This window comes from Xanthomonas codiaei (assembly GCF_002939785.1).
Classification (GTDB): domain Bacteria; phylum Pseudomonadota; class Gammaproteobacteria; order Xanthomonadales; family Xanthomonadaceae; genus Xanthomonas; species Xanthomonas codiaei.
In genome coordinates this window covers 96,499-111,832 of record NZ_MDEC01000001.1, presented here as the reverse complement: position 1 = coordinate 111,832, position 15,334 = coordinate 96,499, and the positions used below count along the sequence as shown (strand labels likewise).

Below are 15,334 nucleotides of genomic sequence, written 5' to 3'. Positions count from 1 at the left end.
CGGGAGAAGGTGCCCGAAGGGCGGATGAGGGTACGTGTGCACGTAAGCATGAAAGATCTCAGCGTCTACAGATCCCAATTTTCAAATCCCAAAATTCCCGCTTCATCGTTTGAGTCAATAGCGAAATAGAGCTACCCCAGAATCATGCATTCGCCGCCACATGCGAATGTCGCCCGAACCCACGGGCATCCACCGCAGACTCACATTTCCTGTGAATTTGAGCAATTTCAACGTTCCATGCTCACAGGTTGGAACGCTGGTTCCCACTCCATCACGGACGCGACAGGAGCAAGGGTCTAAAATGTCGTGATGATTAGCGCTGAAGGACCCTGGGAGGGGCTGCGCGTTCATGTCCAGGTTGCCGGCAGTCTTTGCCACCGAGCGACCTTTCTCCCTCCACGACTTGTCGCCCGCTGCGGCCCAAGTCCTTCCTGACATCTCAAAATGACTGATCAATCCTCAAAACGTGGGCTAGGCGCCTGGTTGCTGGTGGCCTATGCAGTGGTGATCGCCGTGCTCGGTGCGGTGCTCGCCTACGAAGGCGGGCGCCTGGTGGCCGTCGGTGGTTCCTGGTACTACCTGCTGGCAGGTATCGCGCTGCTGCTGGCGGGCGTGCTGCTGGCGGCGGGCAAGCGCGCGGGCCTGTGGCTGTTCGGCGCCACGCTGGCCGCCACCATTGCCTGGGCACTGTGGGAAGTGGGCCTGGATGGCTGGGGCCTGGTCCCGCGTCTGGCCTGGATCTCGGTGCTGGGTCTGGTCCTGCTGCCCTTCTGGGGCGTGGCGCGTCGGCGCATGCAGCCGCTGTCCGGCGCAGGCTATGTGGTGGTCACCGGCGTGCTGCCGGTGCTGGGCGCAGCACTGATCCTGTGGCCGTTGTTCGTGCCACGCAATGTCGAACTGGCCGATGCGTCCAGGCAGGCTGACAACCCCGCCGCCTTCAGCCGCGCCACCGTGCCCAGCCCGGACGGCAACGTGGCCGCCAACCACGACGCCAGCAACTGGACCGCCTATGCCGGCTCCAACCTGTCCAATCACTACACTCCGGGCGCGCAGATCACCCCGGACAACGTGAAGAACCTGAAGATCGCCTGGGAATTCCACACCGGCGACCTGAAGCCGGCCGGCTCCAAGCTGGGCTACGCCTTCCAGAACACCCCGCTCAAGGTCGGCGACCTGCTGTACATCTGCACGCCCACCCAGAAGGTGATCGCGGTGGAAGCGGCCAACGGCAAGGAGCGCTGGCGCTTCGACCCGCAGACCAACCCCAAGGCAGTGGCCGGCGTGGCCGCCACCACCTGCCGTGGCGTGTCGTACTACCAGGCACCGCAAGGCACCGCCGAGTGCCCGACGCGGATCTTCTGGCCAATGGTCGATGGCCGCCTGGGCGCGCTGGATGCGCAGACCGGCAAGCTGTGCACCAGCTTCGGCAACAACGGCTACGTGGACCTCAATGCCGGCACCGGCAACACCAAGCCGGGCTTCGTCGGCCCGACCTCGCCGCCGGTGGTGATGCGCGGCGTGGTGATCCAGCCCACCGGCCAGGTGCGCGACGGCCAGGAAGGCGATGCGCCGTCCGGCGTGGTGCGTGGCTTCGATGCCCTCACCGGCCAGCTGCGCTGGGCCTGGGACCTGGGCAACCCGGCGATCACCGCCGAACCCCCGGCCGGGCAGACCTATACCCGCTCCACCCCGAACGTGTGGTCGCTGATGGCCGCCGACGATGAGCTGGGCCTGGTCTACCTGCCCACCGGCAATGCCTCCGGCGACTTCTTCGGCAAGGGCCGCACCCCGCAGGACGAGGAGTACACCGCCTCGCTGGTGGCCGTGGACGCGGCCACCGGCAAGGAACGCTGGCACTTCCGCACCGTCAACCACGATCTGTGGGACTACGACATCGGCCCGCAGCCGAACCTGGTCGATTGGCCGGTGGCCGGCGGCGGTACCCGTCCTGCCGTGATCCAGGCCACCAAGTCCGGCCAGGTGTTCGTGCTCGACCGTGCCACCGGCGCGCCGCTGATGCCGGTCAAGCAGATCCCGGTGCCGCAGGGCACCGATCATGGCGACTGGACCGCCGCCACCCAGCCGGTCTCGCCGGGCATGCCCAACACCGTGGGCGCGCCCAGCCACGACGTCGAAACCATCGTCGAATCCGATGCCTGGGGCATGACCCCGTTCGACCAACTGGCCTGCCGTATCCAGTTCAAGCAGTTGCGTTACGAAGGCATGTTCACTCCCCCCACCCTGCAGGGCTCGCTGGCGTTCACCGGCAACCATGGCGGCGTCAACTGGGGCGGCGTCTCGGTGGATCTGCAGCGCGGCATCATGGTGATGAACAGCAATCGCCTGCCGTACACCTTGCAGGTCTATACCCGCGAAAAGATGAACGAGCTGGGCGTGGTGTCGGTGTTCGACGGCAAGAGCAAGACCCCTGGCTACATGGCGCAGAAGGGTCTGGCCTACGGCGCCCGCAAGGAGCCGTGGATGTCGCCGCTCAACACCCCGTGCGTGGCCCCGCCGTGGGGCTATATCGCCGGCGTGGATCTGCGCACCCAGCAGGTGCTGTGGCGCCGTCCGCTGGGGACCGGCTACGACCAGGGCCCGATGGGCATCCCGTCCAAGACCAAGTTCGAGATCGGTACGCCCAATAACAGCGGCTCGCTGGCCACCGCCGGCGGCGTGACCTTCATCGGCGCGACCCTGGACGACTTCATGCGCGGCTTCGACACCCGCACCGGCAAGCAGGTCTGGGAAACCCGCGTGCCGGCCGGTCCGCAGGCCGCACCGATGAGCTACACCATCGACGGCAAGCAATACATCGTGGCCGCGGTGGGTGGACACGACCGCATGGAAACCAAGTCGGGCGACAGCGTGATCGCATGGACGTTGCCGGACGATGCACAGGCGACGCCGGCGAAATAATCCAGCCGCCTGGCTGTAGAGTGATCGATCAAACCGGTCGTCGCGAGACGGCCGGTTTTTTTGTGCCTGCAGCACAGGGGATTGCTGAGCGAGGCATGGCAGACCGGCAGCACCGCCACCAACGCCCAGCGAGCCGCACCCCGCGCAACGCGCTGCTGGCGCAAGCAGGCCCGAGCACCGTCATGGCCGCTGCCTGGATGACCATGCCGCCCGCTGCCAGGAGCAGATCGATGCTCTGCGGCTTGATCTGCATGGCGGCCATGCGCCGCCTTTCATCACATGGAATTCACATTCGACTGCGGCTGTTGGATGACTGCAGGCGCGGCCGACACCTCACGGCGCCTACTGAAACCGCTTCCAAATCAACTACATCGCTTTTTTACCTGCGTCTCCGTCACGTTCCGACAAACGGTGCATTCACACCATCATGATTCGGCCTCGGCCGCCGATACCCCATTGCAGCCCACCTCCTGCCGCTCGCCGATCTCCCTTCCAGAACACCAGTTGGACTCAGCCTATGTCGCCTTCACACGATGCCGCCCCCGTTTCCCGCCCATCGCCGGGCGCAAACGTTGCGCGTAGCGCCTGGACGGCGTGGCTGCCCGCCGCCGCACAGATCGGGCTGCTGGCTTTGCTGGCGGTCTATGCCGCCACGCGGATGCCCGGCGGTGTCGCCGGCGCCTTGGCCAGCTTATTTCCCGCGCTGCTGGTGCTGGGCGCAGCCAGCGCCGGCCTCTGCTGGTGGACGCGTCGGCGCAGCAGCGCACAGCTGCAGCAGGCGCTGTCTGCGGTCACCGCGATCGGCCAAGGCCGCTTCCAGCGCCTGGACCTGCGCACCGCGGCCGGCGAACTCGCACCGCTGCTGCACGCGTTGCAGGACACCCAGGACAAGCTCGCCATCCGCCTCGATGTGATGGAACAGGGCCTGCGCCACGGCCAGTTCGTGATCAAGGCGCTCGACGATCTGGACACCATGATCCGCATCGCCGACGACGACGGCCAGGTGCTGTTCGCCAACCGCAAGCTGCTGGCGATGCTCAAGCTGATCGAGCCGGACGTGCAGAGCTTCCGCCCCGGCTTCCACGCCGAAGGCTTCGTCGGCGGCAGCATCGGCGACATCTATCCCGACAGCCAGGCCGCGATCGACCGCATGCGCGCCTTGAACGCTTCCAAGGCGGTGCGCGCGCCGTTCTTCGGCCGCCAGATCGACTTCGTCTACAGCCCGATCATCGCCGCCGACGGCACCAAGCTGGGCACCATTGCACAGTGGGTGGATGTCACCGCCCAGGTCAACGCCGAGCAGGCGCTGATCCAGATCATCGACGCCGCCTCGGCCGGCGATTTCAGCCGCCGCATGCAGCTCGAAGGCATGGACGGCGTGCTGCTGTCGCTGGCGCAGGGCATCAACCGCATCTACGACTCGGTGGAAACCCATCTGGCCGCACTGGCGCGGGTGATCGGCGCGCTGGCCGAAGGCGACCTCACCCAGCGCGTGGACGGCGATGCGCACGGCATCTTCGCGCGACTGCGCGAGGACACCAACCAGACCGTGGCCCGCCTCACCGAAATCATCGGCGGCATCCAGGCCGCATCGGACACCATTCGCCAGGCCGCGGTGGAAATCGCCGCCGGCAACACCGACCTGTCCGAGCGCACCGAACAACAGGCGGCCAACCTCGAAGAAACCGCCAGCTCCATGGAGGAACTCACCTCCACCGTGAAACAGAACGCAGAAAGCGCGCTGCAGGCCAACCGCCTGGTGGTCGGCACCGGCGAAGTCGCCCAGAACGGCGGCCAGGTGATGGACGATGTGGTTGCCACCATGGGCCAGATCAGCACCTCCTCGCGCAAGATCGGCGAGATCATCGGCGTCATCGACGGCATCGCGTTCCAGACCAACATCCTGGCGCTCAACGCCGCAGTGGAAGCGGCGCGCGCCGGCGAACAGGGCCGCGGCTTTGCGGTGGTGGCCTCGGAAGTGCGCGCACTGGCGCGTCGTTCGGCCGATGCGGCCAAGGAGATCAAGACGCTGATCGCCGACTCCACCGACAAGGTGGAACTGGGCTCAGGCCTGGTGCACCGCGCCGGCGCGACCATGCGCGAGATCGTCGGCTCGGTGAAGCATGTCACCGACATCATGAGCGAGATCACCTCCGCCAGCGCCGAGCAATCCAGCGGCATCGAACAGGTCAACCGCACCGTGGCGCAGTTGGACGAAGTCACCCAGCGCAATGCCGCGCTGGTGGAAGAAGCCACCGCCGCCGCACGCAGCCTGGAAGAACAGGCGGTGGAACTGGCCGATGCGGTGTCGATCTTCCGCCTGCAATCCGACGCCCGCCCCTCCACTGTCGTGCGCGCCAGCTTCCACAACGCAGCGTAGGCCCGGGAAATCGCGCGATTTGTAGGGGCGCACCGGGGCGCGACTGGCTTTCCCGGTAATGCCAGGCGCGCTCCTGCGAACAGCGCATCGGTGCGCCCGATCGCGCTGGGCAATTGCCGCCTTGCGCGGCCGGCAACCCACGACGTGGTCAATGCGTGTCGGATTCGCTACATGCTCCAGCGACACCTACGCAGCCGTCGCAATACCCGCGCCCGCGTCGGGAGCGCCCACGGGCGCGATTAGGCTTTCCCGGTAACACGCATCGCGCTTGGGCGCGCACCTGCGAACAGCGTATCGGCGTGCCCGATCGCGCCGTCCTGGCATCAGGACAGAAACTGCCCCCATCCACGCCGCCGTACGTCAGTCCAGAAACCGCGCGTGTTGCTCGGGTGTGGGCAGCATGCAGTGGTCGCTGCGGCCGAACCAGCGATAGCGATTGCGTGCGATCAGGCGATACCCGATATCGCGCAAACCACGCGGTATCACGCGCAACACTGTCGCCAGCCGCCACAGGCCGCCCAGGCGCGCCAGTACACGCACGATGGCATCGCTGTCGGTCCATGCGCCGCTGTGGTCCACCAGCAGGAACGACAACGGATCGTCCGGGTCCAGCCCATGCTGCTGCAACAGCGCGCGCCCGGCCTGGCCCTGCATCGCGGCAAAGCGGTAACGCCCGCGTCGATCGTGGCGCAGCAGGAACTGGACCCAGCCATTGCACAGCAGGCACACCCCATCGAACACGATGGTGGCCGGCGCGGTGCGCATCTGCGCAGTGGACATGTCAGCGTGGCTCAAGCCATCCCTCGTAGCGAATGAACGGCCCCACCAGCGGCAAGTGCACGTCGACCAGAAACCCGTAGCGGCCGGCATCGGCATGCTCGCGGCAACGCACCTGTTCGAACCAGCGCGCGGGCAGTGGAATCCAGCCGAACGCCCACACGCGAGTGGCCTGCCAATAGAGGGACTGGGCATCGGCACGCAACGCAAACTCGAACCGTACCGCGCCCAGGTGTTCGCGCAAGGCCGCTCCCTCGCGCCACAGCCGCGAATACATCGGCAGACCGGCAAAGCGCCGGTGCCAGCGCTCGCCCTGCGCATCGACCAGGAACTCCACTTCTACCGACACAGCGCCGCTGCGCGGCAATCGGCTCAGCAGCGCCAGCAGGGGCACCAGCATATGTCGACCGCGCCGGATCTGCGCCTGCCCGGCAAAGGTCTGCCGCTGCTGTACCGAATGCAGCGCGCGCACCGGCGCCGGCAATTGCGCGAATGCCTGTTGCCCCAGCACCTGCGCGAACAACGGCGTGCTCAGGGCGCGATCCATGCCAGCGTGGCCATGCGTCCGCTACGGCGGTCGCGGCGATGCGAGAAAAAGCGCGCCGGGTCGGAAATGGTGCACAGGCCGCCACCGTGGATCGCATCGGGCCGCAGACCGGCACGCTGCAGGCGCAGCCGCGCCAATGCGTACAGATCCACGCGCCAATGCCCCGCTCGCGTGGCGACGAATGCGTGCTGCGCCTGTGCGTCCTCGTCGACGAAGGCGTCGAAGACGTCCTGGCCGATCTCATAGGCCTGCGGCCCTGCGGCCGGGCCCAGCCAGGCCATCAGCTGCGGCGCCGGTGTCTGCATCGCCGCCACGCTGCGCTCCAGCACGCCATCGGCCAGACCGCGCCAACCGGCATGTGCGGCCGCGATCTCGCTGCCATCGACCGCAGCGAGCACGACCGGCAGGCAATCGGCGGTGAGGATGGCCAGCACCCGCCCCGGCACGTCGGTCACGGCGGCGTCGGCGGTGGGCTCATACGAGGAGCCCGGTAAACCATCGCCCGCAGCGTCCACCCGTGCGCCGGCGCCTGCCGACAGCGCCTCCAGCCGCACGACATCCACCCCATGCACCTGCCGCAACCACTGCGGCGGGCCGGGCAAGTCCAGCGCCTGCACCAGCAACGCGCGGTTACGCTCCACCCGTTCCGGCGTATCGCCCTCCGGGCTGCTGCGGTTACCGAGATTGAGTGTGTCGAACGGTGCCTGCGACACGCCCAGGCCATGCCGCAGCGTGGTCAGCGCCCGGATCCGCGGCGGCGCCGGCCAGTCCGCCAGCAGGATGAATGGAGCGGCCACACTCACCTCAGCGGCGCGCCAGTTCGGCCGCGCGTGCGCTGTCCTCGCGCAGCGCGGTCATCAGCCGCTGCAGATCGGCCGGCACCGGCGCGCTGGCACGCACCGGCTCGCCACTGACCGGATGCAGGAATTCCAGCGTCTCGGCGTGCAGCGCCTGGCGCTTGAAGGTGCGCAGCTCATGCACCAGCGTGTCGGTGGCGCCCTTGGGCAACTTGAGTGCGCCGCCATACAGCGGGTCGCCGACGATGGGCGATTTCAGGTGCGCCATGTGCACGCGGATCTGGTGGGTGCGCCCGGTTTCCAGCCGGCATTCCAGCGCGGTATGCGCGCGGAAACGCTCGCGCAGGCGGTAATGGGTGACCGCATCGCGGCCATCGTCGCGCACCGCCATCTTCAGGCGATCGCGCGGGTGGCGATCGATCGGCGCATTGGCGGTGCCGCCGGACACCAGCGCCCCGACCACCACCGCCAGATACTGGCGATGCACGTCGCGCGCGGACAGTTGCTCCACCAGCGCGGTCTGCGCCTGCACGGTGCGCGCCACCACCATCACGCCGCTGGTGTCCTTGTCCAGGCGATGCACCACGCCGGCGCGCGGCACTGCCGACAGCGCCGGGTCGCGGAACAGCAGCGCGTTGACCAGGGTGCCGTCTGGATTGCCAGCGCCTGGGTGCACCACCAGGCCGGCCGGCTTGTCGATCACCAGCACCTGCTCGTCTTCGTACAACACGTTCAGCGGGATGTCCTGCGGCGCGGCATGGGTCTGGGTTTCCAGCACCACCTGCAGCTGTACGCTCTCGCCGCCGCGCACCGTGTCGCGCGGACGCGCCATGTCGCCGTCCAGCAGCGCGTCGCCGGACTTGATCCATTCGGCCAGCCGCGAGCGCGAGAATTCGGGGAACAGTTCGGCCAGCACCGCGTCGAAACGCCGCCCCGCGGCGCTGTCGGGCACGATGGCCTGACGGATGGACGGGTCGGCGGGGTCGGCAGAAGGGTCGGACATGGACACGGGTACTCGGGCAAAAACGGGAATTTGAGGGTCCGGGCGGCAGGAGTCAGTCGCCGGACAGGCCACTAGGCTATCATCGCCCTTTCGTTTTCCTGATGCGTCCTGCCCAGACCCATGATCCGACGGTCCACGTTTTCCGCGCCTGCGCGCCTGATTGCCCTCATGCTGGTCATGGCGTTCGTCGTCACCGGCTGCCACCGCGGCGCCAAGGACAAGAATCCCGACGAGGGCATGCCGGTCGAGCAACTCTACGGCAAGGCCCATGAGCTGATGGAGAAAGGCAACTGGGCCGGCGCCGAAGCCAGCTTCAAGCGCCTGCAGGCCCAGTACCCGTACGGCCCGTACACCGAACAGGCGATGATCGAAAGCGCCTACGCGCAGTACAAGGCCGGCAAGCACGACGACACCGTGTCCAGCGTCGACCGCTTCATCCGCACCTACCCGACCCATCGCAACATCGCCTACCTGTACTACCTGCGCGGGCTGGCCAACAGCAACCGCGACACGGTGTTCCTGCGCCGGGTGTGGTCGCTGGACCCGAGCCGCCGCGACCTGTCGTCGCCGCAGCAGGCCTACAACGACTTCAACACCGTCACCGACCGCTACCCGAACAGCCGCTACGCCGCCGATGCGCGCAAGCGGATGATCGAGCTGCGCGACATCTTTGCCCAGCACGAGCTGGACAACGCGCTGTACTACCTGCGCCGCAATGCCTGGGTGTCGGCGGCCGGCCGCGCCAACTACTTGCTGGAAACCTATCCGCAGAGCGCCTACCAGTACGACGCGGTGGCGGTGCTGGCCGAGGCCTACACGCATCTGGGAAACAAGACCCTGGCCGCCGACGCGCGCCGCGTGCTCGAACTCAACAGCCCCCAGCACCCGTGGCTGAGCGGCAACTGGCCGAAGTACCCCTGGGCCATCCGTAAGCTCAACCCGTTTGCCGGCGAAAAGTCCGCCGCCACCGGGCAGCGCAACGCACAGATGAATCGCGATTGAGCCATCGGCCGTCGATGTCACCAAAAGGGGCCGCAAGGCCCCTTTTTTATTGCTGCAGTGCCGGCAGGCGGTGCAATGCAGGCACCTGATCGATAGGACCGCTCCGCGTGGCAGGCGCCATGTGCTCTGGGCTGATGAGGCATGTACGCGCACCGGGTGCGCGCGGTCGCGCGGCGTGGTTCAGGCGGGCATCGCATCCCGCGCCGGCTCCATGGCGCATGTCCCGGACCCGGTACCAGGTCACCGAACGGCGTGGCAAGGCTTCCTATACTGCTGACTCGAAGACGCTTCGACATCCTGCCGGCTCGCGCCAAGGAGGCTGCATGTCTGCTCACCGGATCCTGTTTGCGCTCAGCCTGCTGCTATCGGCGGCGACCACCCATGCCGCCCCCATCGTCTACGGCGTCAATGCCCACGACAACCGGCCCGCTTATGCCATGACGCAGGCAGAGGCCCGCTTCAAGCTGCTGGCCGCGCGCAACCTGCGCAGTTACCGCTTCGACGTGGATCCGCGCGACTACGCCACCCTCGATGCACTGGTTCCGCTCGCACGCAGGTATGGCATCACCTTGCGCCCGATGGTCTACCCGATGTCGCGCGAGATCGGCCATCGGTTGGCGCGCCGCTATGCCGCCGACATCAAGGTCTGGGAGATCGGCAACGAGCAGGATCTGGTGCGTGCCGAGGCCGATGCCAGGATTGCGGCGATGACCACGATGTACCAGGGCATGCGGCAGGCATCCAACGAGCTGGGTGCCGGGTTGCGCTTCACCATCAACATCACCGCCTGCAACAGCGACGATCACAGCGCAACCGCGCGCTGCCCCGGCAATCGCAACGGCTCACTCTGGTTCCTGGCCAAGGCCAGGGCGGCCGGCTTTGCCTTCGACCACATCAGCTTCCATTACTACGCCTTCCATCACGACGCCGGCTACTGGACAGAGCTGTATCTAGGCCAGCTGCGCGCAGCCGCGCAGACCTACAACACGCCGGTGTCTTCAACGAGCTCAACTGCGCCGAGGTCTACACCGGCAATGTCAGCGGCGGCGCAGAAGGCGACCGCGGCTGTTACGACAGCCTGGCCCAGCTGTTACGCACCGTGCGCGACCGCTATACCGACGTGGTGGCCGAGGTGAACGTCTACGAGCTGCTGGACCAGACCACCATCGCTGGTGTCGAAGGCCACTTCGGCCTGATGTACGACCTGACACGGCCCAAGCCGACGCTGGACCTGCTCACCCGCTTCGCCCAGCCACCTGCCGCCGCAGCGGCAGCCGATGCGCCGGAGGACTGAGCGGAATCGCCGATCCGGCTACTGCCCGAAATAGCCGTTGGTGATCGGATAGCGACGTTCACGCCCGAACGCACGCCGCGACACCTTCGGCCCCGGCGCGGCCTGGTGGCGCTTCCATTCGTTGATGCGCACCAGCCGCAACACATGCTCCACCGTGTCGGCCGCATACCCGGCAGCCACGATGTCGTCGCGCGACTGCTCCTGATCGACGTAGCGGTACAGGATGCCGTCGAGCACATCGTAGGGCGGCAGCGAATCCTGGTCGGTCTGGTTGTCGCGCAGCTCTGCCGACGGCGGCCGCGAGATCACCGCCGGCGGGATCACCGGCGCGCCACCCACCGTGTTGCGCCATTTGGCCAGGCCGAACACTTCGGTCTTGTACAGATCCTTGAGCGGCGCATAGCCACCGCACATGTCGCCATAGATGGTCGCGTAGCCCACCGCGTATTCGCTCTTGTTGCCGGTGGTCAGCAACAGCCCGCCGAACTTATTGGACAGCGCCATCAGGATCACCCCGCGGCTGCGCGACTGCAGGTTCTCTTCGGTGATGTCCGGCTGGGTGCCTTCGAACATCGGCCCCAGTGCGGCGAGCAGCCCCTCGAACACCGGCGCGATCGCAACGGTTTCCAGCTTCACGCCCAGCGCGCGGCACTGCTCATCGGCCAGATCATTGGACAGGTTCGCGGTGTAGCGCGAGGGCAGCCGCACCGCGGTAACGTTGTCGGCGCCCAATGCATCCACGGCCATCGCCAACACCAATGCCGAATCGATACCGCCGGACAAGCCCAGCCAAACCTTGCCGAAACCATTCTTGCGGCAATAGTCCTGCAGGCCCCGCACCACCGCGCGCCAGGCCAGCGCATCCATGCTTTCGTCGCCATCGTCCACCCAGACCACCGGGGTGAAACTGCGCTCGTCGGCGGCATAGTCCACCACCAGCCACTGGTCCACGAACGCGGCAGCGGCCGGGTGCACGGTGCCGTTGCCGTCGGCCACCACCGAGGCGCCATCGAACACCAGCGCGTCCTGGCCACCGACCACATTGAGATAGGCAATCGCCGCCCCACTCTCGCGGGTGCGCTCGGCCAGCAGCGCATCGCGCTGCGCGTGCTTGCCGCGCTCGTACGGCGAGGCGTTGGGCACCAGCACCAGCTCGGCACCGGCCTGCACGGTTTTCGCCAGCGGCTCGGCAAACCACAGGTCCTCGCAGATCACCACCCCTACCTGCACGCCCTTGACCGTGACCACGCAGTCGTCGCCATCCGGATCCACGTCGAAATAGCGGCGTTCGTCGAATACGGCGTAGTTGGGCAGCTCGCGCTTGCGATAGGTCGCCTCGATCCGGCCATCGCGCAGCACGCTGGCGGCGTTGTACACCACGCTGCCGGCGCTCTGCGGCCAACCGACCACGGCGACGATGCCGCGCGTGGCGCTCGCGATCCGCGCCAGCGCCTGCTCGCAATGGGCCAGAAAACCCGGGCGCAGCAACAGGTCTTCCGGCGGATAGCCGCTGATCGCCAGCTCGGGAAACAGCACGATGTCCGCATCGAACTCGTCGCGTGCGGCTGCGATGAAGTCGATGATGCGATCAGTGTTCTGGGCCACCGCGCCGACTGGGAAGTCGAACTGGGCCATGGCGATGCGGAGGGTCTGGGACATGTCAGCGGCCTTGTGCGTGTGTTTTCCGAAGCACGGAAGCGGGAAGGGAGGAACGAGCCGCAAGCAGACCTCGCGCGATCATCTCGCAGACGTCCTCGCCGCTGGCCAGAACCGCATTATTCCAGAAGCGCAGCACCTGGAAGCCCTCGCCGTGCAGGAAGGCATTGCGCGTGGCGTCCGCGTCGGGCAGCAGGTGCTGGCTACCGTCGATTTCGACGATCAACGCCCGGGCGAGGCAGACGAAATCGACGATATAAGGCCCGATGGGAAACTGACGCCGGAACTTGAAGCCGAGCAGGCGTCGATCTCGCAACCGGCACCAGAGCGCGCGCTCGGCTGCGGTCATCTCGCTACGCAGATGCTTGGCGAATCCGGTCTTGGCGGCAGGGCGCATGGACATTCCCGGCAGGAGGATGGTCAAGGTTGGCTCGTACCGCCCGGGTGGCACTATCGGGGTTGATGGCGCTTTGACGTCGGAGTTCGCCGTGTGGAAGGCGCCCTCACCCCTACCCCTCTCCCGCACGCGGGAGAGGAGATGTCGCAGCCGGCGAGGGCTTGGGCAGCGGTAGTTGCACGAACGTGGCGCAATCGCTCGATCAAGCAGGCCATGACCAACCTGGCATTCCTAGGAAACAGGATCTCAGCAGTTGCTCCTGCCGTTGCTGCTATTGCTCTCGATATTGCCGTTGCTCCCTTCTCCCGCCTGCGGGAGAAGGTGCCCGAAGGGCGGATGAGGGAATGCTCTCAAACGCCCACAAAAAAGGCCGCCCGAAGGCGGCCTCTGAAACCCACACGCTTGCACGTGCGGCGTACTTACTTCACCAGCGCAGCAATCGCCGCACCCAGATCGCCCGGCGAACGGACAGTCTTGACGCCGGCCGCTTCCATCGCCGCGAACTTGCCTTCGGCGGTGCCCTTGCCGCCCGATGCGATCGCACCGGCGTGGCCCATGCGCTTGCCGGCCGGAGCCGAGGCACCGGCGATGAAGCCCACGACCGGCTTCTTGACGTGGTTCTTGATGTACTCGGCACCGGCTTCCTCGGCGTCGCCGCCGATCTCGCCGACCATGATGATGCCTTCGGTCTGCGGGTCTTCGTTGAACAGCTTGAGGCAGTCGACGAAGTTCAGGCCATTGATCGGGTCGCCACCGATGCCGATGCAGGTGCTCTGGCCCAGGCCCACTTCGGTGGTCTGCTTGACCGCTTCATAGGTCAGCGTGCCCGAACGCGACACGATGCCGATCTTGCCCGGCTTGTGGATGTGGCCCGGCATGATGCCGATCTTGCACTCGCCCGGGGTGATCACGCCGGGGCAGTTCGGCCCGATCAGCACGGTGTCCGGATGCGAACGGGTCAGCACGTTCTTGACGCGCAGCATGTCCAGCACCGGGATGCCTTCGGTGATGCAGACGATGACCTTGATGCCGGCCGCAGCCGCTTCCAGGATCGCGTCGGCCGCGTACGGCGGCGGCACGTAGATCACCGACGCATCGGCGCCGGTGGCCTTCACGGCGTCGGCCACGGTGTTGAACACCGGCAGGTCGATATGGGTGGTGCCGCCCTTGCCGGGGGTCACGCCGCCGACGACCTGGGTGCCGTATTCGACCATCTGGGTGGCGTGGAAGGTGCCCTGCTGGCCGGTGAAGCCCTGCACGATCACCTTGGTGTTCTTGTTAATCAAAACGGACATGGATAGTTCCTTCGGTGTCGTGAATCAGGCGGCGTTCTTGACAGCTTCGACGACCTTCTTGGCACCGTCGTTGATGTTGTCGGCCGGGATGATGGCCATGCCGCTATCGCGCAGCAGCTGCTTGCCTTCTTCCACATTGGTGCCTTCCAGGCGCACCACGACCGGAACCTTGACGCCCACTTCCTTGACCGCGGCAATGATGCCTTCGGCAATCATGTCGCAGCGGACGATGCCGCCGAAGATGTTGACGAAGATGCCTTCGACCTTGTCCGAGGACAGGATCAGCTTGAACGCCTCGATGACGCGCTGCTTGTTCGCACCGCCGCCCACGTCCAGGAAGTTCGCCGGCTCGCCGCCATTGAGCTTGATCACGTCCATGGTGGCCATGGCCAGGCCGGCGCCGTTGACCATGCAGCCGATGTTGCCGTCCATGGTGACGTAGTTGATGTCCAGCTCCGAGGCGGTCACTTCGGTCTCGTCTTCCTGTGTCTTGTCGCGCATGGCGACCAGCTGCTTCTGCCGGAACGCGGCGTTGTCGTCGCTGTCGAACTTGCCGTCCAGCGCATACAGGTTGCCGTCGTCCAGGATCGCCAGCGGGTTGATTTCAACCAGCGCCAGGTCCTTTTCGTTGAACAGGCGGTACAGGTTCACCATGATGCTGGCGAACTGGCCGGCCTGCTTGGCATTGAGGCCCAGCTTGAAGCCGAAATCGCGGCCGTGGTAGCCCTGCACGCCTTCGACGAAATCGACGTTGAGCGAGTGGATCAGCTCCGGCGTTTCGGCCGCGACCTGCTCGATCTCCACGCCGCCTTCGGACGAAGCGATGTAGGTGATGGTCTTGGTGCCGCGGTCGACCAGGATCGACAGGTACAGCTCCTTGACGATCTCGCCGGCGGTGGTCACCAGCACCAGGTTGACCGGCAGCTCGACGCCGGCGGTCTGGTAGGTCGACATCTTGGTGCCGAGCATCTTGGCCGCTGCGGCCTTCACGTCGTCGGTGGTCTTGCAGAACTTGACGCCGCCAGCCTTGCCGCGGCCGCCCGCGTGGATCTGCGCTTTCACCATCCAGGGGCCCTGGCCCAGAGAATTGGCGACTTCAACCGCTTCGTCCGGGGTCGCCGCGACCTTGCCGGCCGGAACGGGGATGCCGTACTCGGCAAGCAGCTGTTTTGACTGGTATTCGTGGAAATTCATGCGTCACCGTGGGAAAAGGAAACGACCGCTGCGTGCAACGCAGACCGCCGGGGCGGCACGTCTCAGGACGCGA

Annotated in this window: 11 protein-coding genes and 1 pseudogene; 4 read left to right on the top strand and 8 right to left on the bottom strand. The window is 66.5% G+C overall.

What is annotated here, in order from left to right; all coding sequences use genetic code 11:
- Positions 1-483: 483 nt before the first annotated feature.
- The gene (locus XcodCFBP4690_RS00450; RefSeq protein ID WP_208622661.1) at positions 484-2,919 is read left to right on the top strand and encodes a membrane-bound PQQ-dependent dehydrogenase, glucose/quinate/shikimate family; all 2,436 of its coding nucleotides are present in this window, start codon (positions 484-486) and stop codon (positions 2,917-2,919) included.
- Positions 2,920-3,436: 517 nt separating this feature from the next.
- Positions 3,437-5,299, top strand: coding sequence for a methyl-accepting chemotaxis protein (locus XcodCFBP4690_RS00445; protein WP_104539109.1), 1,863 nt, complete (start codon positions 3,437-3,439; stop codon positions 5,297-5,299).
- A gap of 360 nt (positions 5,300-5,659) precedes the next feature.
- On the opposite strand, the gene XcodCFBP4690_RS00440 is transcribed toward XcodCFBP4690_RS00445, so the two are convergent.
- From XcodCFBP4690_RS00440 to rluD, 4 genes are read right to left on the bottom strand one after another with little or no spacing between them, the layout of a single operon-like run.
- Positions 5,660-6,094 (bottom strand): thiol-disulfide oxidoreductase DCC family protein, encoded by a 435-nt coding sequence (locus tag XcodCFBP4690_RS00440; protein ID WP_430523606.1) that lies wholly within the window; start codon positions 6,092-6,094, stop codon positions 5,660-5,662.
- Positions 6,081-6,623, bottom strand: coding sequence for a DUF4166 domain-containing protein (locus XcodCFBP4690_RS00435; protein ID WP_167394403.1), 543 nt, complete (start codon positions 6,621-6,623; stop codon positions 6,081-6,083). The genes XcodCFBP4690_RS00440 and XcodCFBP4690_RS00435 overlap by 14 nt, the downstream gene beginning before the upstream one ends.
- Complete coding sequence (gene pgeF / locus XcodCFBP4690_RS00430; RefSeq protein ID WP_104539107.1) at positions 6,608-7,426, bottom strand: peptidoglycan editing factor PgeF; 819 nt, start codon at positions 7,424-7,426, stop codon at positions 6,608-6,610. Before pgeF ends, XcodCFBP4690_RS00435 begins: the two co-directional genes overlap by 16 nt.
- Before the next feature lies 1 nt (position 7,427).
- Positions 7,428-8,423 carry a 23S rRNA pseudouridine(1911/1915/1917) synthase RluD gene (gene rluD / locus XcodCFBP4690_RS00425; protein WP_104539106.1) on the bottom strand — a complete coding sequence of 332 codons (996 nt, stop codon included), beginning with the start codon at positions 8,421-8,423 and terminating at the stop codon, positions 7,428-7,430.
- 120 nt (positions 8,424-8,543) lie between these two features.
- On the opposite strand from rluD, the gene XcodCFBP4690_RS00420 reads away from it, so the two are divergent.
- Complete coding sequence (locus tag XcodCFBP4690_RS00420; RefSeq protein WP_064511063.1) at positions 8,544-9,425, top strand: outer membrane protein assembly factor BamD; 882 nt, start codon at positions 8,544-8,546, stop codon at positions 9,423-9,425.
- A gap of 323 nt (positions 9,426-9,748) precedes the next feature.
- Positions 9,749-10,719 (top strand): annotated as a pseudogene (locus XcodCFBP4690_RS00415) (hypothetical protein).
- 18 nt (positions 10,720-10,737) lie between these two features.
- On the opposite strand, the gene XcodCFBP4690_RS00410 reads toward XcodCFBP4690_RS00415, so the two are convergent.
- From XcodCFBP4690_RS00410 to sucC, 4 genes are all read right to left on the bottom strand, one after another.
- Positions 10,738-12,378 (bottom strand): NAD+ synthase, encoded by a 1,641-nt coding sequence (locus tag XcodCFBP4690_RS00410; protein ID WP_104539105.1) that lies wholly within the window; start codon positions 12,376-12,378, stop codon positions 10,738-10,740.
- 1 nt (position 12,379) lies between these two features.
- Positions 12,380-12,772, bottom strand: a complete 393-nt coding sequence (locus tag XcodCFBP4690_RS00405) for an endonuclease domain-containing protein (protein ID WP_167394419.1) — start codon at positions 12,770-12,772, stop codon at positions 12,380-12,382.
- A gap of 419 nt (positions 12,773-13,191) precedes the next feature.
- Positions 13,192-14,067 (bottom strand): succinate--CoA ligase subunit alpha, encoded by an 876-nt coding sequence (gene sucD / locus XcodCFBP4690_RS00400; RefSeq protein WP_104539103.1) that lies wholly within the window; start codon positions 14,065-14,067, stop codon positions 13,192-13,194.
- A 24-nt stretch (positions 14,068-14,091) separates the two neighbouring features.
- Positions 14,092-15,261 (bottom strand): ADP-forming succinate--CoA ligase subunit beta, encoded by a 1,170-nt coding sequence (gene sucC / locus XcodCFBP4690_RS00395; protein ID WP_104539102.1) that lies wholly within the window; start codon positions 15,259-15,261, stop codon positions 14,092-14,094.
- Positions 15,262-15,334 lie beyond the last annotated feature (73 nt).